This is a genomic window from Phycisphaerales bacterium (assembly GCA_020852515.1).
Classification (GTDB): Bacteria; Planctomycetota; Phycisphaerae; order Phycisphaerales; family UBA5793; genus UBA5793.
In genome coordinates, this window is record JADZAS010000016.1 from 214,271 (window position 1) to 238,580 (window position 24,310).

At 64.2% G+C, this 24,310-nt stretch carries 15 protein-coding genes; 5 read left to right on the forward strand and 10 right to left on the reverse strand.

Annotation, left to right across the window (positions count from 1 at the left end; genetic code table 11):
• Positions 1–374: 374 nt before the first annotated feature.
• Together IT430_12720 and IT430_12725 are read left to right on the forward strand one after the other, a co-directional pair.
• The gene (locus IT430_12720; protein MCC6908799.1) at positions 375–1,469 is read left to right on the forward strand and encodes an SDR family oxidoreductase; all 1,095 of its coding nucleotides are present in this window, start codon (positions 375–377) and stop codon (positions 1,467–1,469) included.
• Between the two features lie 105 nt (positions 1,470–1,574).
• The gene (locus IT430_12725; protein ID MCC6908800.1) at positions 1,575–1,907 is read left to right on the forward strand and encodes a hypothetical protein; all 333 of its coding nucleotides are present in this window, start codon (positions 1,575–1,577) and stop codon (positions 1,905–1,907) included.
• 356 nt (positions 1,908–2,263) lie between these two features.
• On the opposite strand, the gene IT430_12730 is transcribed toward IT430_12725, so the two are convergent.
• Complete coding sequence (locus IT430_12730; GenBank protein ID MCC6908801.1) at positions 2,264–2,779, reverse strand: ferritin-like domain-containing protein; 516 nt, start codon at positions 2,777–2,779, stop codon at positions 2,264–2,266.
• Positions 2,780–3,091: 312 nt separating this feature from the next.
• Here IT430_12730 and IT430_12735 point away from each other — a divergent pair, with 312 nt between their 5' ends.
• Positions 3,092–4,678, forward strand: a complete 1,587-nt coding sequence (locus tag IT430_12735) for a hypothetical protein (GenBank protein ID MCC6908802.1) — start codon at positions 3,092–3,094, stop codon at positions 4,676–4,678.
• Between the two features lie 9 nt (positions 4,679–4,687).
• On the opposite strand, the gene IT430_12740 is transcribed toward IT430_12735, so the two are convergent.
• Positions 4,688–5,017, reverse strand: coding sequence for a hypothetical protein (locus IT430_12740; protein ID MCC6908803.1), 330 nt, complete (start codon positions 5,015–5,017; stop codon positions 4,688–4,690).
• 376 nt (positions 5,018–5,393) lie between these two features.
• Between IT430_12740 and IT430_12745 the strand changes: the two genes are divergently transcribed.
• A complete protein-coding gene (locus tag IT430_12745; GenBank protein MCC6908804.1) occupies positions 5,394–7,040 on the forward strand; it encodes an acyl-CoA carboxylase subunit beta in 1,647 nt (548 codons plus the stop codon).
• Entirely contained in the window at positions 7,037–11,410 is a 4,374-nt protein-coding gene (locus tag IT430_12750; protein MCC6908805.1) for a hypothetical protein, read from the forward strand. The genes IT430_12745 and IT430_12750 overlap by 4 nt, the downstream gene beginning before the upstream one ends.
• Before the next feature lie 87 nt (positions 11,411–11,497).
• Here IT430_12750 and IT430_12755 read toward each other — a convergent pair whose 3' ends face one another.
• The 8 genes from IT430_12755 to tadA all read right to left on the reverse strand — a co-directional run bounded on the left by IT430_12755 (position 11,498) and on the right by tadA (position 24,212).
• Complete coding sequence (locus tag IT430_12755) at positions 11,498–15,472, reverse strand: hypothetical protein (protein MCC6908806.1); 3,975 nt, start codon at positions 15,470–15,472, stop codon at positions 11,498–11,500.
• A 56-nt stretch (positions 15,473–15,528) separates the two neighbouring features.
• Positions 15,529–17,157, reverse strand: coding sequence for a hypothetical protein (locus IT430_12760; GenBank protein MCC6908807.1), 1,629 nt, complete (start codon positions 17,155–17,157; stop codon positions 15,529–15,531).
• A gap of 11 nt (positions 17,158–17,168) precedes the next feature.
• Positions 17,169–18,446: a prepilin-type N-terminal cleavage/methylation domain-containing protein gene (locus IT430_12765; GenBank protein MCC6908808.1), complete on the reverse strand. Its 1,278-nt coding sequence runs from the start codon at positions 18,444–18,446 to the stop codon at positions 17,169–17,171.
• A 3-nt stretch (positions 18,447–18,449) separates the two neighbouring features.
• Complete coding sequence (locus IT430_12770) at positions 18,450–19,466, reverse strand: prepilin-type N-terminal cleavage/methylation domain-containing protein (protein ID MCC6908809.1); 1,017 nt, start codon at positions 19,464–19,466, stop codon at positions 18,450–18,452.
• A gap of 45 nt (positions 19,467–19,511) precedes the next feature.
• Positions 19,512–20,156, reverse strand: a complete 645-nt coding sequence (locus tag IT430_12775; protein ID MCC6908810.1) for a type II secretion system protein — start codon at positions 20,154–20,156, stop codon at positions 19,512–19,514.
• On the reverse strand, positions 20,153–21,043 hold the full coding sequence (locus IT430_12780) for a type II secretion system protein (protein ID MCC6908811.1): 891 nt from the start codon (positions 21,041–21,043) through the stop codon (positions 20,153–20,155). Before IT430_12780 ends, IT430_12775 begins: the two co-directional genes overlap by 4 nt.
• A gap of 52 nt (positions 21,044–21,095) precedes the next feature.
• A complete protein-coding gene (locus IT430_12785) occupies positions 21,096–22,379 on the reverse strand; it encodes a type II secretion system F family protein (protein MCC6908812.1) in 1,284 nt (427 codons plus the stop codon).
• Positions 22,380–22,478: 99 nt separating this feature from the next.
• The gene (tadA, locus tag IT430_12790) at positions 22,479–24,212 is read right to left on the reverse strand and encodes a Flp pilus assembly complex ATPase component TadA (GenBank protein ID MCC6908813.1); all 1,734 of its coding nucleotides are present in this window, start codon (positions 24,210–24,212) and stop codon (positions 22,479–22,481) included.
• Positions 24,213–24,310: the final 98 nt, after the last annotated feature.

The following is a 24,310-nucleotide window of genomic DNA, read 5'->3' on the forward strand; positions in this document are numbered from 1 at the left end:
ACCGACATTCGCCGTCGCGCTTCTATCGCCGCCCTTGCACGCTTTGGCGCGAGACGATCTTATCTTATTGAAGCGGGTGACCCGACTCTGGGCGTCATCCTGGATGACTATGGCGAGGTCGTTGCGGTCGAACGGCCTGACCGACGACGATGAATTGCGGAAACGATTCGAGCATGCGGATCAGCGCCGCGGCCAAAGTCCTCTTCGCAACGGCAGGAAATTCTCAGCGACTTCCAGGTCATCGGCGGCGAGTTCGGTCAGCTTCGCCGACAACGCGCATGAGCGACGATCCTCTAAAGCCGTTTTCACTTCGAATTCACAGGTGGTTCACGGCTGCAAACTAGCGTCATGGTGAACAAGAGGATCTCAGGGCGATGACGGATCAAACCGCATTACAAACGAAGCGATCGAGTGCGGCGGGTGCGATGGCTGTGCTCGGCGGGGTCGGTTTGATCGCGCTGTGCGGGATGGCCGTCTGGCGCCACCTGAACCGCTACCAATTCGCCGGACGGATCGTGCTCATCGCAGGTGGGTCGCGCGGCCTCGGGTTGGTCATGGCCCGGCAACTCGCCGCCGAGGGCGCACGCGTCTGCCTGTGTGCCCGCGACGGCGAAGAACTCGACCGCGCGCACCGCGAACTCAATGAGATGGGATACGAAGTCCTCTCCTGCACGTGCGATATCAGCGAGGAGCGCGATGTGCGCGAGATGGTGCGCTGGATCGAGCAGAGATGGGGACCAGTGGACGTGCTCATCAACTGCGCCGGCGTGATTCGCGTCGGGCCGATCGAGGCGATGACGGAAGATGACTACGAATACATGCTCGACGTGCACCTGCGCGGGCCGCTGAACACGATCAATGCGGTCACTCCCGGAATGCGGCAGCGAGGCGGCGGCCGCATTGTAAACGTCGCGTCGATCGGCGGTCTCATGCCGATCCCCCATCTCACCCCCTATTGCGCAAGCAAGCACGCGCTCGTCGGGCTCTCGCAGGGCCTTCGACTGGAACTAAAGAAAAACGGCATCGTCGTGACCACCGCCTGCCCCGGCCTGATGCGCACCGGCAGCCAGGCGCAGGCGGAATTCAAGGGCCAGCACCGGCGCGAGTACGCGTGGTTCAGCATCAGCGCGTCGCTGCCGCTGGCCTCCGAGAGCGCCGAGCGTGCCGCAGCGCAGATCATCAACGCCTGCCGATACGGCAAGGCGCGGGTGACGCTCACATTCCAGGCCAAGGTGGCGGCGCTGGCCAACGCGGTCGCGCCCGGACCGACCAGCTGGCTGCTCGAACTCGTGAATCGGGCGCTGCCCGGCGATGGAGGCATTCACGACCAGGTCGCCAAAGGGCTGGAAAGCCAGTCGGTGTGGTCGCCTTCGCTGCTCACAGTGCTGGGCGATCGAGCGGCTCGCCGCAACAACGAACTGGATCCAGCCAGGCGGCACAACGGGCGGCGGTGCTTCTCCGTCGATTGAGCGGCGCCCGCATCACGAACAGGAACTTCATCATGAGAAGAAATCGACGCAGTCGGCCTGGAGGCGCACGGCACCACAATTGACGCCGTCTACGACCGCGTGAAGGTGGGCGCTCGGCTCGCGACCGATCGGATCCACGTGCTGCGGCAGGCGACCCGGGCCCTCCGCAAAGGCGGAACGCTCTCGGTTCCCGGCGTCTATGGTGGATTTGCGAACAAGTTCCCCGTCGGGGCGATCTTCGGCAAGGGAATCAAGATCCGTTGCGGCCAGACGCACGTGCACAACTACATGAAGCCGCTGCTTGAGCGCATCGAGAACGACGAGATCGACCCGTCGTTCATCATTTCGCATCGGTGTTCGTTGGACGAAGCGCCCGAGGCGTATCACCACTTCCGCTATCAGCCCGACGAGTGCACCAAAGTCGTACTCACGCCGTGACAGCCGGCAGCGCATCCGTGGTTTAATGCAGCAGTAGAGTCATCACGCACCGCAGATGCATCGTCTTGCCGAGCATCATCGAGCCGCGAGCATTCCAGGATTTGCGCTCCGGGCGCGATCAGCACCCGTCGTCCCTGCATGAGCAGAGACGGGCACAAGAGGAAGGGAGCACATGCTCGTGAAGTGGCACCCGTCGCGCGTTCTGGTTACCGGAGGCGCGGGATTCATCGGATCGCACATGGTCGATGTGATTCGCCGACCACGCAGTCATCGGCTCCCCACCCGGCGCCGACGAGTCGGCGCCGGGTGGTGCATCTCCGCCACGAGTGCATCAAGGTCTCTCAATCCTTCGCTGCCTACATCACGGCATGTGCAGCACTCACGTTGACCGCCGACTCGGCGATTTCGGTCAGCTTCCGATCCGCCTGCTTCTCTTCGTTAAGCGTCTGCTGGAGCAAGTCGGCGACATCATCCCGACCGATGCGCTGCGCGAAGTTGCGGGCAGTGCCGTAGCTGGCCATTTCGTAGTGTTCGACGCGCTGCGCCGCCGCGATCAGTGCGGCGTCGCGCACGGATGGATCGCCCTTGGCCTTGATCATGTGGTCACCCTCCTTGATCAAGCCCTTCATGGCGTCGCAGGTTTCGCGTTCGGCTTCGTGGCCGAGCATCTGGAACACCTGCTCAAGTCGACGCACGTGCCCTTGCGTCTCCTGGAGATGGCTCCGGAACGCCGAGGCCAGCGCGGGCGATTGAGCCGCGTCGGCCATATGCGGAAGTGATTCAACCAGCCGCTTCTCCGCGTCGTACAGGTCGCCGACCTGGTTGATGAGCAAATCCTTGAGACTGTGAAATTCGTCGTTGAAGAGGTTCATCGACTACCTCCTTTTCAGTTCTGTCGAACAGCGCGCAGCACCGAGATGCGCGCCTCACGTTCGGGGTCGAAGTGTTTGCAAAGATCGTACCGCGGGGCACCGACGCCGCTGAACGGCATTTTGCCTGTCCACCCGGCCGCATGGTGCTCAGCAAATTCTCACAAGACGTGGCGCACCGGGGTTGGCGTGTCCTGATCAGGCTGGTTTGGGACCTGTACTGCCGCACTCGCTCCGGAATAATGAACAACGACGCGTGGCCGCCGCGCCACCCGCCGCAGCTTTCGTGGGAACCGCGAAGAGAGGACGTTTGCCATGACCATGATCCTGCTTGCACTGGGGTTTATCGCCGCCGCGGCCATCGTCGTCGGCGCCATCCGCCTTCAGCATGCGCTGCTTCGAACCGCCGCGCTGCTCTTCGCGCTCATGGTGTTCTTTGTCTTCTTCGCGTTCAGTTCGATCCGCTACGTGGGCGAGAATGAAGTGGGCGTGGTGATCCGCAACTTCGGCTCAGACCTGCCGCAGGGCTCGATCATCGCCACCCGAGGCGAAAAGGGGCCGCAGGCTTCGATCCTGGGGCCGGGCTGGCACTTCTGGCTCTGGCCGGTGATCTTCGACATCGAGACCTCGCCCATTCTTGAAGTCGACAACGACGAGGTTGGGCTCATCACCACCGCCGACGGCCACCCGCTCCCGACGGGCGTCGCGTTTGCAGAGGAGTGGGATGAGGAGCGGTTTCGGCAGATGCTCGACGCAGAGTATTTCCTCACGCAGGGCCAGGGCTTCAAGGGCCCGCAGGCCTCGGTGCTCAAGCCGGGCAAATACCGCTTCAATCCCAAACTCTACCGCATCGAGAAAGTCGCGGTGACGAACATTCAAAAGGCCACGGTCGGCGTCGTCAAGTCCAACGTCGGCGACCTGGCCACCCAGGGCGACCGCACGCTGGTCCAGCAGGGCCAGCGCGGTATCTGGACGACGCCGCTCATGCCGGACAAACTCTACCTCAACACCAAGGCCTACGAGGTGACCGTCATCTCTACCAAGGAGCGCATTCTCCGCTACACCAAGGGCCATGCCGCCGGCGAAGAAACGGAGATTATTGTGCGAACGAGCGACGGCTTCACCTTCCCGGTGGACGTTCGCATCAAGTACGCGATCCGCCCCGAGGATGCGCCACTCGTCGTGTCAAAGGTCGGCGATGATCAGGAGGGCCTGCGCGATGTCTTGAATTCGGCAGTTCGCGCCATCTTCCGCAACAACGCCGAGAGCGTCAAGGCGCTCGACTACGTCCAGCAGCGCAGCCATCAAGAGCAGCAGTCGATGACCATGCTTCAGGAAGAAATGCGCAAGATCGGCGTCACCGTTTCCTCCGTGGCCATCGGCGACGTGGGTGACGAGGACTCGCTGGGAAATCTGCTCAAGACTCAGACCGATCGCGAGATCGCGGTGCAGGAGCAGGAGACCTACCGCGAACAGCAGAGGGCTGCCGAGCAGAAGAAGGAGTTGACGCGCACCGAGCAGGAAGCCGAGGAAGAACGCCGCCTGGCCACGGCGAGTTATGAAGTGCAGATCGCCGAGCAGCAGAAGGAGCGCCGGATCATCGAGGCCAACGCCGAAGCCGAGGCGATCAAGATCAAGGCAGGCGCTCAGGCGGACGCCTACAAACTCGTGGCGGCCCAGATCGGCCAGGGCAACGCAGCGCTCGTCGAACTGCTCCGCATCATCGGCGAGAGCGGCATCAACATCACGCCGCGCGTCATGGTCGTCGGGAACACGGGAATGGGCGCGGGCGCATCGACGGAAACCACCGCTCTCATAGGAACGATGCTCGACTCAATGCTCGACAAGACGCCCGAAGCGCCGACCGTCCGCCAGGTGAGCAACAGTGACGCGGGGAATTGACGGGCGCCGTCAGTCACCGCCGACGCTGGCCGAGCCTCCGCAGGCGAGGCACTGCTCGATGGCTGAATCGCGATCCTGAGCCGTGGCGAAGGTGCGGCTGCGGGCGATGGGCACGCGGCCGCGCGCATTGAGAGTGAAGAAGAACTGGCCGCCCGGCGCTGCATGGCGCGTGTATTGGGCCCGGACGGCTGCGTTCGTGCAGCACAGGTCGATACCCTGCCGCACCGAATCATGCGAATCGTGTTCGACGAGGCTCACCAGAAGCACCTCACCGTCGTCGGAAAGAAGACTGAAGTGGAACCGACCATCATCCGTACGATTGACAACGTAGTTTCCCATGATGGAGCGCTCGCAGAAGCGCGCGCATAACCCGTCTTTCGTTCAGTGTGGATGTCCGCCTGAGGCTAGATGGAGCCCGTTCACCCGCCACACCGCAAATGCCCTTAACCGATGGAGGCGTTTTGCGATCCGCGGCCTGCGAAAAAGTCGCGCGCTTCGAAGATGCTTGCCGAAAGCGTGTTACACGTGTCTCGGCGCGGGGCAGCGGCTCGCATGGGTGAAACTGAGGCGGCGAAATGCGCTGCCTCGGGCGCGATGGTCCCTCCATCTCGCGCCACAGCCCGCCGCGCTAGGATTCTTTCCGGTGCCCCCGGCCCGGCGGGTACGTCCGCAGCCAGGGCCTGAGCCCATTTTTCCGACGGAGAACCCGACCGGCATGCTCACACGCACGAAGGACACGCGAGCCGCAGACGACGCGCTGCGTCAGGCCATGGAGGCATTTGAGCGGCAGGCCGCGGAGATCCGCCTCGGCGGAGGGCACAAAGCCATCGAACGCCAGCACGAGCGCGGCCGTCTCACCGCCCGCGAGAGGATCGAATTGCTCGTCGATCGGCCCGGCCGCGGCAACGGACAATTCGTCGAACTCGGCCTGTTCGCTGCTTGGGGCATGTACCGCGAGTACGGCGGCGCGCCGGCTGCGGGAGTGGTCACCGGCATCGGGCCCGTGGACGGCCGGTTGTGCATGATCATCGCCAACGACGCCACCGTAAAGGCCGGCGCGTTCTTCCCGATGACCTGCAAGAAGATCATCCGGGCGCAGATGATCGCCCGGCAGGCGCGCTTGCCGCTCATCTATCTCGTGGACTCGGCCGGCGTCTTTTTGCCGCTGCAGGAAGACGTGTTCCCCGACACCGACGACTTCGGCCGCATCTTCCGCAACAACGCGGTGATCAGCGCCGAAGGCATCGTGCAGATGGCGGCCATCATGGGCAACTGCGTCGCCGGCGGCGGCTACCTGCCCGTGCTCTGCGATACGCTGCTCATGACCGACGGCAGTGGGCTCTACCTTGCCGGCCCGGCGCTCGTCAAGGCCGCGATCGGACAGAACGTCGATCACGAATCGCTCGGCGGCGCCGAGATGCACGCGGCGGTCAGCGGCACGATCGACTACCACGAGAAGACCGACGAAGACTGCCTGCGCCGGCTGCGCTCGCTCATGGAGGCGGTGCAGAGCGTGAGCCCGCCAGCCGATCCGCCCAACCCCGCTGTCGCGCCGGCGCGGCGCGGCGAGGATGTCTACGCCATCTATCGCGATAGCCCGGCCGACCAGTACGGCATGAACGAACTGCTCGACTGCATCGTCGATGCCGGAACGAGCAACGAGTACAAAGCCGAATACGGGCCGTCGATCATCTGCACCTACACGCGCATCGGCGGTTGGCCGTGCGGCATCGTGGCCAATCAGCGCAAACTGACCAAGAGCGCCAACGTCGGCGCCCAGATGCCCGCCGTGATCTACCACGAGAGCGCCGACAAAGCCGCACGCTTCATCATGGACTGCAACCAGAAGCGGCTGCCGATCATCTTTGTCAACGACACCACGGGCTTCATGGTGGGGCGCGACAGCGAGCAGAGCGGCATCATCCGCAGCGGCGCGAAGATGGTCAATGCGATGAGCAACTGCGTCGTGCCCAAGATCGCGCTGATCGTGGGCAACTCATACGGGGCCGGCAACTACGCCATGTGCGGCCGCGCCTTCGACCCGTTTCTCACCTACGGCTGGCCGGGCGCCAAGTTCGCCGTCATGGGCGCCAACCAGGCCGCCGGAGTGCTGGCGCAGATCCAATTGGCGGCTCTGGAGCGCCGCGGCGAAATCGTCGATGAAAAGGAGCGCCACGAGGTGCTCGCCGCCGTTAAGGCCAGTTACTCCGAGCAGGCGGATATCCGCTACGGCGCCGCCCGCGGCTGGGTGGACCGCCTCATCGCGCCGCACGAGACGCGACGCGAAATGATCGATGCGCTTCGGATCGCCAGCAAGTGCCCGATTGATCGTGAATTCAAGACCGGTGTGCTCCAGGTATGACCGATCCGCGCGCGCAGACCGCCCCTCCCGCGAAGGCCCCGCGACGCCTGCGGCGCTGGCTCAAGCGGCTGGTGATCGTTCTGCTCTCGCTTGGAGCGCTCACGGTCATCGCCTGGCAGGCGCTCACCAGTTCCTGGTTCCTGGCTCCGCGTATCGAGTCGATGCTCTCCTCGCTCATCGGGGGCAAGGTGACGATCCGCACGGCCGAACTCGACCTCCACGGCCATCTCCACCTGACGGATGTGCGACTGCTGGTTCCGTCAATCAAGGGGCCCGCCGGCGAACTCGTGCACGTCCCCGACGTCTCCATGAACCTTGACCGCGATGAACTGCTCGCCGGGCGCTTTACCGTTCAGGGTCTCACGATCGACGATGCGCTGCTCAGGCTCAGCGAAGACCTCGACTCCGGACGCTTCAACGTCGGCGGCCTGACCATGCCCGCGCCCACGGGCGCATCGCCGAGCATGGTCTGGCCACGCGTCGAGTTGCGCTCAGGCGTCGTTCAGATCGGCGAGCATCGCGACGGCAAGTTTTATCCGTCCGGCGAGCTGCGCGTGAACGGCTCGCTCAAGCCGGAGAAGTCGCCGCGGGGCTCAGCCCTTCCCGAATGGTACAGCTTCGATCTGGAGGAGATTCCGGTCCAGGGGCTGTCGTCCCCGAGCGCCATGCAGATTGCGGGCCGATTCAACATCGCCACGACCGAGGGTTCGTGCATTCTCAGCGGTGTGACGTTTGAACCCGAACGGGCCCAACTGCTCCCGCGCGTCGCGCGTCAGTGGTGGAACGCAATCGATCCGAGCGGCTCTCTCGAGCCCATCGCTTTTCAACTCGACTCGGACGGCCGCTACGAAGTCGAGATCGCCATGGACGGCATCGACTGGTCGCTCCCGGTGCCCAGTTTCGACCCGCAGCGCGACACCAATGCGCCGCGGATGACCGACGTCCACGGCAGCGTCGTCATTCACGATGGCATCGTCGATCTCATCGGTCTCTCGGGCGCGATCGACGGCGTCCGATACGGCCTGGCAGGCTCGTTCGCCTCAGTAGACCGCTCGCCCGGCTTCGACCTCACGTTCCAAGTCGAGCGGTTCGATCTCTCGCGCAACTTGAACCTGCTTACCGCGCTGCCCATCTCGGTGCGCCGGCTCGTGGACAACCAGCTCATTCAACTCGGCGGACCGACCGGACTGCTCGACGCTCACGTCACGCTCACGCGCGCTCCTGCAGGCGAAGACGCCAGCGGCGGCGAGGCGGGCCGACCGGTGCGCGCATCCGGCCGCGTCGAACTGCTCAACGCCGAGGGGAGTTACAGCGCTTTTCCCTATCCGCTCACCGGTCTCAACGGCGCCGTCGAATTCGACGACGACGAGATCCGCGTCATCGCGCTTGCCGGTCGCGGGCCGTCGGGCGGGCAGATCTTCGTCTCAGGCACGATCGCGCCGCCGCTCAACGACCCGCTCGTCAACATCGAACTCTACGCCATCAATGTGCCCGTCGATGACCACCTGCGCCGTGCGCTCGGCGAACGTCGCGGCGGCGCGCTCGACGAGTTCTTTAACGAAGACTGGGCCCGCCGCCTGCACGACGACGAGTTGTTTCTTCAGATGGATGATGTTCAGCCACTGAGCGACGAAGTCATGACGCTCATGCGCGAGTACCGCGAACTCAGCGGACCCGAAGGGCAACCCCTCGACGCCGCGTCGCGCCAGCGCCAGGACGTCATACGCGGGCGGATGGAGAGCATCGAGCAGGTGCTCAAGCGCCCCACCTTCGAACTCGGCGGGCGCATCAACATCCGATCGACCGTGCGGCGCGATCGCGGCCCGGGCGAGCCGACGCGCGTGTCGAATCTCATCAGCCTGAGCGACCCTGCGGCACCTCTTGGGATCGTCTACGACGAGTTTCCCTATCCGGTGCGTCTCATTTCCGGCGAGATTCTCATCGGGTACGATCGCATCGACGTGGTCAAGGATCTGGTCGTTGAGGGCCTGTCAGGCGCCCGGGGCGTGATCAACGGTTACGTCGATCGGGTCCGCGTGCCCGAGCGCCGCCAGGAACCGCACCTCACGATCCGCGCGGCGCACCTGCCCATCGACACCTACCTGCTTCGCGCCATCCCGGATGCGGATTGGAAGAACCTCGATCCAGACTCCACTCCCCTGCTGTCGAAAGGGGCGCGCGTGGTTGCCGGACTCCGGCTGGCGGGCCAGTTGAGCGCCGATGGCGCGATCACCACCGACGAGCGCGGCAAGGCGGCCTTTGACATCAAAGTGTCAGCCGCCGACACCGCTTCGCTGGATGCGGGTGAGCGAGTGCCTTATGAATCGGAGCTTGAGTGGACGTGGCCCACGTCGCTGCCACTCTCGCACGTGCAGGCAAACCTGACTGTTCACCGCCGAAGCGTGGAAATCAACGAGTTCAGCGGCGTCAGCGATGCACAGCAGTTCCGCGCCGATGGAACCGTTGACTGGTCGAGCGGCCAGGCGGCAATCGAACTGCACGTGGATGGTGAGAACATCGATCTCAAGCCGCATCTCATCGACCTGGCGTCGGCTATCGGGCAAGACGGCGGCGTACAGGAGATGCAGCGGTTCTGGGATCGCTTCCAGCCACAGGGAACTGCTGATGCGGCCCTCACCTATACCCAGGCCAACGACGGCGCCACCGGATTCGACCTGCGCCTCGTGCCGCGAGCCGGCTCGGTCCTGATCAGCGAGCACCGCGTCGAGATCGCCAATCCCATCGGCTCGCTGCACTTCGTGCCTGGCTCGGTTACGTTTGATGCGCTGCGCGCCGACGCGACAAGCGGCGGCGTGAATGCAGGTCACATCGCGCTCGATGGCCCCCTGGCGTGGGCTCCGACACTCGCCACGAGTCTTGATGCGCAAATCGAGGGCGGAAGTCTCGAAGCGCCGGTGTACGCCATGTTTTCGGAAGGCGTATCGCGCCTGTTCGCCGGCGCCAAGCCGGATGCCGTCTCCGCGAGCGGCGTCTTCGACGCGTCACTCAAGTACTCCCGACCTGCCGGCGCGGAACGGCCGGATTATGTCGTCAATCTCCGGCCCCGCACGCTCGATCTGTCGCTCAGTGGCGAGCGCTTCGAACTTCGACGGATCGAGGGCAGCGCCATTATCTCACCCGAAGCCGTGCAGATGAGCAATCTCTTTGGCGCCTATCAGGATGGCCTGATTCACCTCGACGGGGTGGTCAAGCGCGGCAGCGGCATCGATGCAGCGCTGCGCCTGAGTGTGTCGTCGCAGACGATTACAAACCGCGTGCGCGTGCTCCTGCCGCGCGCCGCCAACCAGCTCATCGACGCCATCGATCTCGAGGTCGGCCAGAGCGTCGATCTCAGCGACGCCGAAATCCACTACACGCGCCAGCCGCAGCAGGACGCCCAGCAGGCTCCCCTTGAGTCGCTCTCATTCGACGGACTGCTCAACGTGCGCGACGCTTCGGCGAACCTGTCGATCCCGATCACCGAACTCGACGGCTCGCTTCATCTGAAAGTGCAGCGCCGCTCCGATGAACCCTGGCTGCACGGCGAAGTGTCGATGACCGTGCCGCGTATGCTCGTGCTTGGCCGCCTCGTCACCGGCGTCCGCGCTGATCTGATCGCGGGCACGCAGCCGAGCGTCATCGAGATGCCGCGGCTGACTGGCGACTGCTACGGCGGACGCGTCTCGGCGGAGGGCTGGCTCCGCGTGCCCTGGAAGGGCGAACCCGGCCAGTATGAGCTGAACCTGGCCCTGGCGCAGGTCGCCGTGGCGCCCGTCCTGCGCCGATACCCGACCGCGTCCGCTGAAGCCAATGGCGACGCCGGCGCCAGCAGCACACCGCCCCCGCCCACGGCGCGCCCCGGCCGGCTCGAGGCCAGCCTCTCCATCGCCGGCCAGTTCGGCGAGGCGCGGTCGCGCATCGGACGCGGCGTCATCCGCGTGCGGGATGCGGAGCTGTACGATGTGCCGCTGGCCATGTGGGCTTTGCAACTCAGCGCGCTCACGCTGCCGGTGTCCACGAGCTTCCGTGAGGCTGAGATCGAGTGTTTCGTCGAAGGCAGCGAGGTGGTCTTCGAGCGCCTCGTGCTCGATTCGCCTTCCATGTCGCTCGTCGGGCGCGGCGTTCTGAACTACGAAACCAAAGCCCTGGACATGCGATTCAACACGGCGTCCAAACTGCGCGCCCCACTGCTCACGCCGCTGTGGGAGGCCTTGCGCGATCTGTTCATGAGCATCCACGTCACCGGCACGCTCGAACGCCCTCACGCCAGGCTCGAGGCGCACGCCGACCGGGCCGTCTCGGCCGCCCGACCCGCCGGCGCCGCCTCGGCGCGCGAGGGCACGGCGATAGTGCGGCCCCGGCCGGAGTGATGGCGCTCAGAAAAGGACGAACCGCGCCGACGTCCGGATGAGCGAGCGGCGCGGTCGTCTGAAATGTGCAGTCACACGGCGCTGCCATCAGCGCGAAGGCACCTCCTGAGCGGCAAAGAGCACCCGCGGCCGATCGGACGGGCTCTTCACGCTGGACCGATCGAACACGACCACGTAGCGCTGCTCCATCGACGCCTGCAGCCGCGTCAACTTCTGAACCGTGCTGCCGCCGGGCGCATCCGCCCGCTGAATGTCGCCAGGAGTGAAGCCCACGAGCGTGATGTAGGCGATGAACACGTCGCTGCGCGTCGAGACGCAGTTGCGAATAGCCCGGATGAGCGCCAGGTGTTCGGTCGGGTCGTCCGAGGGGTCGAAACTGCCTTCCCACGTTGCATCCACACTCAGACCGTTGGGGTTCAGCGGCGAATACGTGAGATTTCCAGTATCGCGTCCGGTCCAGTAGGCCGACTCGCCGGGCTGCACGCCAGGATCCACCTGGTAGGACACGCCACTGCTGTCCGGCGTCCAGGCTGTGGCCAGGAGCAGTTCGCCAAGCGAAGTGAAGCCAGGCGCCCGATCGTTGACGGCCAGGCCGCGCGAGGCGGCATCGTCGCGCAGGCCGGAGTTGTTGCCGCCCACGAGCAGATTGCTCACCTCGTAACGAGGTGCGCTCGACCAGTCCACGGACTGCATCGTGAAACTGCCGCGGTCCCGGTACGCCCGCAGCGACTCGGCGATACGGAGGTTGTTGTTGGTGCGATCGGGAATCGGCCCCGCTGCAAAGCGCGGGTGCAGAAACGGCAGGGCCTGGAGCACGCGCAATGGCGCGGTGTTGATGTTGATGCGCCCCTGCGCCAGGGGCACGTTTGAATCGACCGAGACGGTGTCGAAGGCGTCAATGATGCGCGTGGCCAGCGGCACGGCGCAGGTGGGCATGGCGAAGTTGCCGCTGCGGGGAATGAAGCGCGTGAAGTCGAGACGGCCGACGAAGCGGTTCGCAGCGCCGTTGGAGTGCTGGCGGAAGTCGGCGGGATAGCCCACGACTCCGCCCGTCGGCGTCGCCGGACGAATGATGTCAGCCAGCACGGCCGCGTTAGCCACGCCGGCGTTGCTCAGTTCCTGCACCATCCGGCCGCGCAGCGATTCGTCGCCGAGCAGTTCGCTCGCGGTCACGTAGAAGTGCTTCTCAGCAAAGTTGGGATCGATGCCAGGCACCTGCTGGCAATGAATCGTGCCAACCGACGAGAGCAGAAGGAGATCGACGGATGAGCGGAAATTCTCGTCGGTCTCATCCGTGTTGCCCTGAAGGTCGCCGACAATGAGTTCGAAGGGGGCGAAGATCGGAGCCGCCGCATAGCCCTTTGAGTCACTCGAGTCGTTGATGAATTCACCCGGACTGCCAAGTCCGGCGCCAATCAACCCGATTGGAATATTGCTTCCTCCGAATGGATCGTCCTGGCGCGCGTCCTTGGATCCTCTGCCGCTTGTGGCGATCGCGACAGGTGACTGGAAGAGATATCCGGGCATGCTGTTGCCACTGGCGCCCTTGTCGCTGTAGCGTCTGATCGAGCCCACACGAACCGTGAACTCAGATTCGCCAGGGATGTGAGCAGGGTTGGAGACGAGTTCACCGCTCAGCGGAATGATGTTCGGGAAATCGTCGTTCGACGTGGCTGGTCGAATGCGGTCGATCAAAACTTCCACCGGCGTTCCCGGCGAGCCGTAGGAGGCCGTCCGCCAAAGCGTCACTTCGTCGAAATCCGTGGCGCCGTTCGAGAATTCGAGGTGCGTGCTGTCATCGCCAATTCGCTGCACCGTCCAGCCGCGCCGACCACTGACGGCGGTCACCCAATCGCTCACGCCGTTTGCCTGTCCGGACGGGTTGTCCTGAGCAATGTAAAGGATGACGCCCTCTCCGGGCTGGATGTCGGGCGTGCCAGCGGGAATCGTCCATGAGTTGAGCGGGTCATCCCCGTACTTGATTTTGAATCCGCTCGACACCTTGACCGGGTGTGGCCAGGGGTTGCCCAGTTCGATGGCGAGGATGCGCACCATCCATTCGCCCGCGTCCCCTTCGACCGGATCGTAATTCCAGAACTCATTGTCATCGATATTGCCGTATACGTTCACCGACGACACTTCGCGAATAAACGGCTGACGCTCCAGGCCCATGAGTGTGATCGTCGCGCCGCGCTGGTTGCCGCTGGGGCCGGGCAGCGTGGTCGGGATCTTGCCGTGCTCGAACGTGCCGATGATCTCCTTGCCCTGGCGATCGGTGCCTTGGATCGAGTAGTCGCGATCCATGACGAGCGTGCGGATGGTCGGCGCGCTGTCCTCGTCGTAGGAGTCGATGGCGTTGAGCGCGAGCAGAGCAGACTTGTAAAAGGCGTAGCCGGCGTCGCCGTCGCCATAGTGCAGCTGCTCGTTGGGGTTGGTGGGCGTCCAGACGACGGGCGAGTTGAAGAGGTTGTAGCCGCTGTCATTGCCGCTGCCGTCGCGCATGCCGACGTCCACGGCATAGGGGGCCAGGGCCCACATGAACGCGCCGGTGAGCGACTGGGCCGTCGAAACGCTGTTGGATTCGAGCAGCGCGTTAAGATTGATCGCCGACGAAGGCGAATCGGACTCGGCATAGCCGCGGTTCCATGGCCGCACCGGCCTGCTTCCGTTGTAGGTTGTCAGCAGGTGGCGCGCATCATCCTGAAGCGTCGCAAGATCGGGCGTGCCCCGGTAAAGATCGACCCGCTCGGTGGAGACAAATCGGTTCCGGAGCGGACTGTGCCATGTGCGGAAGTCGGCGGGGTCAAAGTTGAGCCCGTCGAACGTCTGCTCGAGGCGCGATGTCGCGCGGTCATTGATGCCGAACATGAAGGTGCGCAGTTCCATCTCGTCGGCGACGCCGTAGGGCGAGAAACTGCCGCCGGGCCGGTACGGGTTGCGCGCGTATGAGGTCCAGAACGCTTCGCGCTGCTCGCGCGTGGATCGCTTGAGCGGCGCATATGGCTGGGTGCCGAGAATGCCGGACTGGATCCCCGTGTCGAAGAGGTGCTTCTTGAAGCCCGGCCGGCCGCTCATGGCGCCGTTAATAAACGCGTCGTCGTTGTTCGGTCCACCCCAGTCCTGGAACGCATCGAACAGCAGCGTGTAGAGGTCAACGTCAGCAGGAGTGCGGCCGAGGCTCACGGCGTCGGTGAATTCGTCAGGGCTGCTGGCGCCCAGTTCAAAGTTGGCGTTGAGGTTGAGCATCGCCGAGGCGTCGACGATTCGGAACGCGCCGAAGATGCGCATTTCCTTGGGCAGGCCCCAGACGTCGGGCAGTTCGGTCCAGCGGGCGTCGATGCGGCCGTCGCCGTCGGTGTCGGCGCCGAGCATGCGGTCGGCCCAGGTGACGATGGAATCATCAGCCTCGCCAAGAAACTGCCGACCCATCTGCACGGAGTAATCGAACGGATCGGCGCGATTGGCATTGGTGTAGGTGTCGAGGCGGTAGGGATTCGCGTTGCTGCCGCCGATGTAAAGATCGGCGTAGAAGCCGCTGTTGTTCCCCAAGCCGCGCGCACCGCTGAAGAACCCCGCGAGCGACACGAAGCGACCCTGCGGATGCACGTTGGAAATGTGCCGCCAGATGTCCCAGATCCCATCGCCATCGGAATCGACAGGTTCAAGATCAGCCAGCCATGGGTCGGCGAGCACGTTGAACTGCGACGAATTGCCGGGCCGCGTGTAGGGATAGTCCCAGCGCTCGCCGAGATACAGCTTCTGGAAACCGAGGTTGTCCGTCAGATCTTCGAAGGGGAATCTCGCGCCGGGATCGCCACCGAATGGGTCGTACGCAATGATCTGGCCGACGTAATCGACGGCCTTGGCCGCCACCGCGTCGCGGTGGCTCTTCATTTCGCTGGCCGAGGCCGCGAGTCGCTCCTGCTGGCCGACGCCGACGTAGACCGCGGCCGAGATGGCCAGAAGGACCAGTACGCCGACCACGAGGATGAGCACGCTGCCGCGCCGGCTCGAGGCCGGCCTGGCGCGATGCCTGCTGGTCTTGTTCTTTCGCCCGTGCATGGTCAATCTCCTGTGCTGCTCAGGTCCTGGCGCGTCACCGCGCGGTGTGCATCGCCTCAACTGCCCAGCGAATCGGGCGAACCAGGCAGGTTGAAGACGAATTCAAACTGGCGACCACCCTGGATGCGGCCCTGCGGATCGTGGAGCGTGGCGCGGATGCGGATGAGTTTGGGCCACGGCCAGGCCGCGCTGCGGCTCTCGTCGTTGTCGCGCGGCACGAAGGCGCCGAACACGGCGTAGTACAGATCATCGTTCTGCGCTTCGACGTTAGGCACCGTGGTAAACGAATCGGAAATGCCGGAACTCGGCGGAAGCGCCTCCGTCATGAACCACGACCGCGCATCGGGCGGCGTTTGCTCAGCCACATCCTGGTTCGTCTTGCCGGGGTGGAAGGCGTACGGATTGGCGGGGTTGTTGATGTCGTACCAGACGAGATCGCCTTCGGGATAGTTCACCTGGCCCGTGCTCCACGCGACTTCGAAGTTGCTGCAACCCTGCATGAGCGTCGCGTGCGTGAGCATCTGGTCCGACCGGCTCGGCGAGGGTACCGCGGATTCGACGCGGATGCGGCCGGTTGAATACATCATCCGGTAACGCTGCTGGCGCGCCCACCGCTCGTTGATCGTCTCCAGTTGAGTGCGATCGAGGTTGTCGGAGATGTAGTTCGGCGGGGCATCGACGAGGGCCATGTCCTGCCGCCAGTCCAGACCACCCAGCGAGCCGGTGAGCCCCGGGAGAACGATGTCGAGCGGATCGGGCACGCGCTCGAGCAGGCCGGTCTGTCGATTGCGCAGCCATCCGTATTCGGTCACGCCGGCCATGACGTCTTGGAGCGACATGTCGATGATGTCCACGTAGCCGGCCGAGAGGCGCCGCCTCGGGTCGCTGGCGCCGAGCGGACAGGGGTAGAAGTACTGGTTGTCGAACCAGTACGGATCGACTTCGTTGTAGATCTCGATGGGGCTGAGCGCGAAGTTGAGTTCCAGTTCGCTCGTGGAGTTGTCGCACCCGGCCTGGGCGCGGGTGTAAAGCAGCGCCGGCTGGCGGGCGAGCACCCAGTCCTTGACGTACCGATTGGCGGTGTCGGCGCCGCCCACGCCGCCGGCGGTGCGGTCCTGGGCGAAGTAGGCGTTATAACCGTTGAGCCCGGTGCCGATCTTGATGCCGTCCACGCCGTCATTGACATTGGGATCGCGCAGTCCGTGCCCCCACCACACCCGCGCGACGGCGGAGGCTTCGTTGCGCGCGATGATGTTCTGCTGGCCGAAACTGGGATTCCGATATTGATAACTGGCCTGGTCGCCGCCGGTGAAGAAGACGATCTGGTCCAGCCGGCGCGTGCCAAGGTCGCGCCCGGCCTGCTCTTCATCCTGGTCGAAATAGATGCCGCGCCGCCTGTTGAAGCGGGTGCGCACGTCGTTTCCGCTGCCGAGCCGCTCGTTGCGGATGACCATGTACGCCTGGCCGTTGCGGATGATCGAGCCAAAGTCGTCGCGCAAGAGGCGTTCGAGCGTGCGGCCATACTGCGTGAGTTGCGCCGACGCCTCACCGGTGGAGATGGTGGTGCGGGTGGTGGTGAAGATGCGCCCCACGCCGACGATGAGCAGCAGTGCCACACCGACGGCCACGATGAGTTCGGCGATCGTGAACGCGCGGCGCGAACGAGGCGCGAATGGATGATGCATGGCAGCCCTTCTCACAATTGCACCTGCCGGGTCGTCGCCAGCAGCGGGCGAATGCGCCACACGCCGATTTCCTGACCCTGCTCGCTGAACGCCTTGATCGTCGTGGGCATGTACCAGAACTCCACGCTGCCCGTCATCGGCTCGGCCACGCCGTCCGGACGCACGCGCATCGGCGGGCCTTCGAGTTCAAACCACGGCGAGGCGCCCGTGCTGGGGATGGACCGGCGCACGCGCAGCACGCTGGTGCCGTCAATGGGCAGCAGCCATGAGCCGGCCTCGAGTTGCTGGGCCATCCCGGTGCCGCGCGTCTGCAGTTCGTACCGGCCTTCGCGGCTGTTGTAGACCACCAATGCGAAATCTCTTCGCAGCATGCCCGACTGTTCGTTGTTGGAAATACTCCAGCGGCCGGGAATCTCCGGCTCGAAGGGCGCGTTGAGCCCGTCGAAGCGGTACACAAAAGTCGTGTACTGCATCTGGCCGTCGGCATTGCGGCGGAAGGCCATGTCCCACGCATAGCGCGGCGACGCGGTCGGATAGGTGCGATCCGGGTGCGAGACGATTCGGTCATTGAGCCAGCGGTACTCGACCGTCACCTGCTTCACAACTTCGTTCACGCCGAGATTGAAGTAGAACTGGATGCGCCCGGTGAGGAAGTTGATCCGATTGGGCCCCTGCTGGCCCGACAGCCACCCGCGCGCATTCTCGCCTTCGATGAACTGCGGATTGGTCGGCGCAGACGGGTCGGGAACCAGAGTGAAGTATTCATCCACCGGCACACCGGAGCGCTGATAGATCACCCGCACCAGCAGGTCGCCCGGCTCGCCGTCGTTGGCAATGGGCCGATACGGCAACTGAACGTCGTACTCGTGATGCACGCCCGGGCTGCCCGAGCCGATCTCGAACGTCGCGTCCTCACGCAGGCGCAGATCGGGAAACGGCGGCCGCCACGGCGTCTGGAGGTAGAAGTTGTCGTCGCGGCCCTCGGCGGCGTTGATGCGGTACCACGACGTGCCGAGCAAGTTGGCGACGCCCTCGTCGTTGAGCCGCTCGCGCAGCGCCGGCAGGCGCGTGGCGAGCACGCTGTCGGCCGTGGCGCTGACGGAGACCGCCGTCGTGAGGTCATTGGCCGACTGCTGCTGGCTGATGACGGCGGGAAACACCGCGGCCAGGCCGATCAGGCCGATCGCGAGGATGATCGCGGAGATCAGCACTTCGACAAGCGTGAAGCCGCGACTGCGGCGCCAGCGAAAGCCGGATGATTCAGAATGTCGATGCGGATCCCTGTGCATGGATCACCTCTTAATATCGCGCATGAGTTCGCCGGTGAACCGGTTGAAGGAGATCGAGTTGGCGTTGAGTTCAATCCAGTCGTTGATTTCGAGTTGATCCGCCCGGCCGTTGGCGTTTGCATCCCACCGGTCCTGCTGAAAATCGGGGCCGAGCACCATCCAAGGCTGGCGCACTCCAATCGCATCACTCATCTCAAAAAGATCAACCACCGCCAGCATCGGCACGCAGCGCAACTGGTATTCCGCATGCACTGACTTCTCTCGCGCGTTATTGAAGTTACCCGTCGTCACCTTGGGCTTCCAGACGCGGTATTCGGTGCTGTCGGGCTCATCGAGATCGAGGAACGAGTCGCCGCCGTTGGCCAGGCTGCCGAGTTCTTCCGCATTTGAAACGACTGAGCCGTCGGGGCTGAACCGGATGATGAACGTGTCGAGCATCTCGACATCCGGCGTTGTGGGTTCGCTGTCTTCGGCGAACACGCGCACGTCGGTGCGCGGCTGGAGCCAGGGATCAACAGGATACGCCCCGCGGAATTCCGGAATCGCGCCGAGATCTTCGTACCAGTTGTGCGAATCGATGCCGCCGCTTCCGCGCGAGGCGCCGTAGCCGTAGCCGAACACGCCGGCGCCGCGGGGCAGGTCCACGGGCGCCTGGCCCTTGATCGCCACGAAAACGGTCGCGGCATCCATGCGGCCGCTGAGGCGATCGGCGTCGTACACCGTCGCCTCCGCGCGCAGCACTTCCATCGAACACACCTGCCGCACCGTGTCGAAGCGGAACATCACCGCCACGTCGCGACCCTCGCGCACCGCCTGGGAGCGGGCGTTGTTGAGCGTCGTCGTCACCGCGTTGATCGCGCCGGAAAGGCGGCCGGACTTCTGGATTGACCGAAACGCGGGCAGCGTCGTCACCACCAGCACCAGCATCACGCCCATCACCACGAGCAATTCGACGAGCGTGAACGCACGCCGCAATGCGGCGGGGCGCTTCGATTCGCGGTTGTGGGTCATGATCTGCATATCCCGATCCTCACTTGCCTTGGGGGCGCCGACGTTCTGCCGGGCTCAGCCCCGCCCCTCGCGAGGCTTGTCCACCTCGTAGGAGTAGATGTTGTCGTCCAGCGTTTCGTATTCGCCGTCCGGGCCGGCGGACATGAAGTACGGCCGCTCGTTGAGCGGCTTGCCGAAGGCCTCGAATGCCTTTTCGTTCTCTTCAGTTGGATGGATGTAAAGAATCTCCATCCCCCACGGATCGCGCACCGACGCGCGATCGTCGCTGCTCACGCGTCCGGCGTATGGGTACCCGGCAAGATCCGTGTAAATCTGCTGGCGCTTCACGAGGAAGGACGAATCGATCGTGGCCAGCTGCTTGTCGATGCCGGTGAACCCCTGCACCTGCTCCAGGTAGACCGCGATCTCTCGCCGCACTCTCGCCTCGCTCGCTCCGATACCCGACGGCGGCATGTAGGCGCGGACCTGGAACGGCGGGATGCCGCCCCGCTCCGCCTGATACTCCGTCAGCGTGGCATCGAGCGTCTGCAGCACCTGCCGGCACTGATCGACCTTCGCCTTGCCGACCACGCTGCGGCCGACCACCACGGTGATCACCGCCAGCAGAACCACCAGCCCGATGACGATCATCATCTCGATGAGCGAGAATGCCGGCCGGGATCCAGCCAGGGAGATTGGGCGTGCGTTGGCCGCCGTCATGACTGCGCCCTCACGATGTTGTCTCGGTTCTCTGCCGCGTCGATGTCGTCGTTCTTCGCCTTCGTATCCGGGCCCTCGGACATGAGCACGTACTCGACGCTGCGCGCCTGCATGCGGAAACTCTCGACCTGGTCCGCCGCCAGCGAGCCGAACCACACCGGCACGTGGTCCTCGAGTCGCTCGCCCTGAGGCAGGACCTTGGGCCAATTGCGGTAGTAGCGGATCGAGCCGCCCCAGAAGTCATTGATGACGAACAGCGGCCGCACGTCGCGGTCGAAGGGCACGCCGGCGCGGTTCTTGCCGATAGCCACCTGCCGATCGCCGCTGACCTGGACATACGGGCCGTAGGTCTTGCCGGGGATCTGCCGCTGCTGATTGACCACCTTTTCCTTGCTCGCCCAATAGGCCGCGCGGCCGTTGCCGTTCGTGCCTCTGTAGGAATAGCCCCACGCGCGGTCCGGGCCGGGTTCGCGGAAGCCGGCGCCTTCGAGTCCGTCGTCGTATTGGTCGACGTCGCCGTCGCCATTGAGATCGCCCACGCCCATGAGATACGGCGCCAGCGTGAGCGCGCTGTAGTAATCGATGTCGTCGGAGCGATCGACGGGATATGGCTGCAATTCGCCTCCGCCGCCCGTGCCGATGGTGTCATCGAGCAGCGGCGGAAAGAAACCGTGGTCGGCGTTGAACTGCGAAAGCCCGGCATCGATCGACTGCATGAGCTTCTCAGTCGAGGCCCTTTCGCCGGTGCCGCGCACCTTGTTCAGCGCGACGATGAGCAGGCCGACGAGGACCGCGATGATGGCCACCACCATGAGCACTTCGATGAGGGTGAATCCCCGTCGAATCCGTCCGTTGGCGACGTGCTTGCGCGTTTTGCGTTGCGTCATCGCGGCCTTCCTTTCATCCCGGCGCCGCACCGGTGTCGGCTGGCGAACCGCATCATTGGTTGCCCACCGACTCGATCATCGTGACCAGCGGCATGAACAGCGCCACGACGATCGTGCCGACGATCACGCCGAGAATCACGACCATGAGCGGTTCGAGCAGGGAGATGAGCGAGCTGACTGCGACTTCGACTTCTTCGTCGTAGTTGTCGGCGACTTTGAGAAGCATCGCATCGAGGTCGCCGGTCTCTTCGCCAACGTCCACCATGTTCACGACGATCGCATCCACGACCTTCGTTTCGCGCAGCGGGTTGGCGAAGGACTCGCCTTCGCGGATCGAGTCGTGCACTTTCGTCAGCGCCTTCTCATACACATAGTTGCCCGACGTGTCGCGCGTGATCATGATCGCTTCGAGGATCGGCACGCCGGCCGAAATGAGCGTTCCAAGCGTTCGCGTGAATCGCGCGACCGTCGCCTTCTTGATCAGCGGCCCGATCAGCGGCAGATACAGCTTGATTCGATCGACCACCGCCCGGCCCGGCTCGGTCTTGCGCACCAGTTTGATGAACAGGAACGCAATGAAAGGCGAGAAAATAACCCACACGGCGCCAGGGATCGTCTGCCCCGGATCGGCCGCGGCCATCCATCGGCTGGTGTCGATGAGCCACACCGTCAGGCCGGGCAGCTCAATCTCGAAGTCGATGAAAATCTCCTGGAATTTGGGAATGACGAACACCATGATGCCCGAGACGATGAGCACCGCGATGCTGATGACTGCCGCCGGGTAGATCATGGCGCCGCGAATCTTCGCCCGCAGCCGCTGGGCCTTTTCGAGAAAGTCCGCCAGGCGCTGAAGGATGAGGTCGAGCACGCCGCCGACCTCGCCGGCCGCCACCATCTTGACGTACAACCGGTCGAACGCCTTGGGCTGTTTGGCCATCGCGTCTGAAAGCGTGCTGCCGCCTTCGACGTCTTCGGCGATTTCGCCGATGATGTTCTTCATCATGCCCGGCTTCTGCTGCTGCTCGAGCACCTGCAGCGAACGCAGCAGCGAGAGGCCTGCGTCCTGCAGCGTGGACAGCTGCCGCGTGAACTGCGTGAGCGTCTTGACCTTCACGCGGCCGATGTTGATGCTGATCTCGCCCTTCTTCTTCTTGCGCTTGGTCGTTTTGGCGGCTTCGGTCTTGGGCCCGCCCTTGCTCTTGCGCTCGCGCACCGACGTGGGGAAGAACCCCTGGCTCTTGATCTTGGTGATCGCCTCGTCGCTGGTGCCGGCGTCAATCTCGCCCTTGCGAGGCTTGCCGGACGCGTCGAGCGCTTCATACGCGAATGTGGGCATGGTGGCTGCTCCGAATGCCGATGCGGCGATGCTCGCCGCCTGTCTGATCTTCGTTCAACCGACCGTCGCCCGCGGCGACGCGCCGATCACTCCCCGCCTCTAATCCTCTTCACTGATCGTTTCACGGATCACTTCGTCGATCGTCGTCTGTCCTTCGTAGATCGCGTTCAGGCCCGACTCGCGCAGGCTGCGCATGCCGCGCTTGCGGGACTCGGCCCGCAGCACGCCCACGCTCGCCTGCTTCATGATCATCTCGCGGATGTCGTCGTCGATCGTCATGATCTCGAAGATGGCCATGCGCCCCTTGAAGCCCGAGTTGTTGCACGCTTCGCAGCCTTTGCCGCGGAAGAACGTGCGGCCGCGCACGTCTTCGGGCCGCAGGTCGAGTTCCATCAACTCGGCCTCCGACGGGTTGTACTGCTCCTTGCACTTGACGCAGATGCGCCGCACCAGGCGCTGAGCCACGATCGCTTCGATCGTCGCCGTCAGAAGGAAGGCCTCGAGTCCGAGGTCCAGCAGACGCACAATCGAACTGGGCGCGTCGTTGGTGTGCAGCGTCGTGAACACAAGGTGGCCCGTGAGCGACGCCTGGACGGCGATCTCCGCCGTCTCCTTGTCGCGGATTTCGCCCACCAGGATGATGTCCGGATCCTGACGCAGAAAACTTCGCAGCGTTCGCGCGAACGTGAGGCCGATTTCGGCGTTCATCTGCACCTGGCACAGGCCGTCGATGTCGTATTCGACCGGGTCCTCGGCCGTGAGGATCTTGACCTCCGGCGTGTTCAGGGTGTTGAGCGCCGCGTAGAGCGTGGTCGTCTTGCCGCTGCCGGTCGGACCGGTCACGATGATGATGCCGTTGGGCTTGTTGACGAGCTGGCGGAACTTCTGGAACTCGTCCTGCCGCAGCCCGATCTTGTCGAGGCTCAACTGCACGTTGGAGCGGTCGAGCACACGCATGACCACCGACTCCCCGAAAATCGTCGGGAGCACCGAAACGCGCAAGTCCACCGGATTGCCGCCGACCTGCAGTTCGATGCGGCCGTCCTGTGGCAGGCGGCGCTCGGCGATGTCCAGGTTCGACATGACCTTGATGCGCGAAGCGATCGGCATCGCCAGGTACGTCGGCGGAGGGATCATCTCGTAGAGCACGCCGTCGATGCGGTAGCGCATCTTGAATTCATCTTCAAACGGCTCGAAGTGGATGTCCGACGCGCGGTCTCGGATGGCCTGGAGCAGAACGAGGTTGATCAGTTTGATGACTTGGTTGTCGTGCGCCGCCGCCGCAATCTCGCTCAGGTCGATCGAATCACCGCGGCCCTGGAACTGGGCCAGGTCCTCGCGACCGGCAAGTTCGTCGTACATCGACGTCAGGCCGGTATCCGCAGCGGAATAGTGCTTCTTGATGAACTCGGTTACCTGCTTTTCGGGCGCCAGCACAGCCGTGACCTTGAAGCCCATGAGCAGTCGCAAGTCATCGACCGCCGAAAAGTTGTCCGGCGACTTGATGGCGACGGTGATGTGCCGGCCTTTGGCCTCAAAGTCGATCGGAGCGACCTGGTAGGCGTTGGCCGATACGGCAGGCAGCGCCGCGATCGCTTCTTCGTTCACCGGGAGCGACTCGAGATCCACCAGTTCCATGCCGGCCTGGTAAGCGAGCGCTTTGAGGATGTCATCTTCTTTGATGTAGCCAAGTTCGCAAAGCGCCTCGCCGAGCCGGCACTTGCGCTTTTTCTGAAGGGCAAGACCCTCGTAAACCTGCTCGCGGGACACCTTGCCCATCTTGGTCAGGACGCGTCCGAACTTCCGTCCTTTGTATTCTGAAAGATCTGCCATGATCCCGCTTTCACAGTTGGGCAACACGGGAGTGGTCCGGCACGCTGTGCCTCGCACCGGGCCACCCCCGGCTACCTAGTTCCATTATTGCCGCGAAT

Excerpts from the sequence above, each read along its gene's own strand:
- IT430_12720 (MCC6908799.1), top strand. The coding sequence starts at position 375 with ATGACGGATCAAACCGCATTACAAACGAAGCGATCGAGTGCGGCGGGT.
- IT430_12730 (MCC6908801.1), bottom strand. The coding sequence starts at position 2,779 with ATGAACCTCTTCAACGACGAATTTCACAGTCTCAAGGATTTGCTCATC.
- IT430_12735 (MCC6908802.1), top strand. The coding sequence starts at position 3,092 with ATGACCATGATCCTGCTTGCACTGGGGTTTATCGCCGCCGCGGCCATC.
- IT430_12740 (MCC6908803.1), bottom strand. The coding sequence starts at position 5,017 with ATGGGAAACTACGTTGTCAATCGTACGGATGATGGTCGGTTCCACTTC.
- IT430_12745 (MCC6908804.1), top strand. The coding sequence starts at position 5,394 with ATGCTCACACGCACGAAGGACACGCGAGCCGCAGACGACGCGCTGCGT.
- IT430_12750 (MCC6908805.1), top strand. The coding sequence starts at position 7,037 with ATGACCGATCCGCGCGCGCAGACCGCCCCTCCCGCGAAGGCCCCGCGA.
- IT430_12755 (MCC6908806.1), bottom strand. The coding sequence starts at position 15,472 with ATGCACGGGCGAAAGAACAAGACCAGCAGGCATCGCGCCAGGCCGGCC.
- IT430_12760 (MCC6908807.1), bottom strand. The coding sequence starts at position 17,157 with ATGCATCATCCATTCGCGCCTCGTTCGCGCCGCGCGTTCACGATCGCC.
- IT430_12765 (MCC6908808.1), bottom strand. The coding sequence starts at position 18,446 with ATGCACAGGGATCCGCATCGACATTCTGAATCATCCGGCTTTCGCTGG.
- IT430_12770 (MCC6908809.1), bottom strand. The coding sequence starts at position 19,466 with ATGCAGATCATGACCCACAACCGCGAATCGAAGCGCCCCGCCGCATTG.
- IT430_12775 (MCC6908810.1), bottom strand. The coding sequence starts at position 20,156 with ATGACGGCGGCCAACGCACGCCCAATCTCCCTGGCTGGATCCCGGCCG.
- IT430_12780 (MCC6908811.1), bottom strand. The coding sequence starts at position 21,043 with ATGACGCAACGCAAAACGCGCAAGCACGTCGCCAACGGACGGATTCGA.
- IT430_12785 (MCC6908812.1), bottom strand. The coding sequence starts at position 22,379 with ATGCCCACATTCGCGTATGAAGCGCTCGACGCGTCCGGCAAGCCTCGC.
- tadA (MCC6908813.1), bottom strand. The coding sequence starts at position 24,212 with ATGGCAGATCTTTCAGAATACAAAGGACGGAAGTTCGGACGCGTCCTG.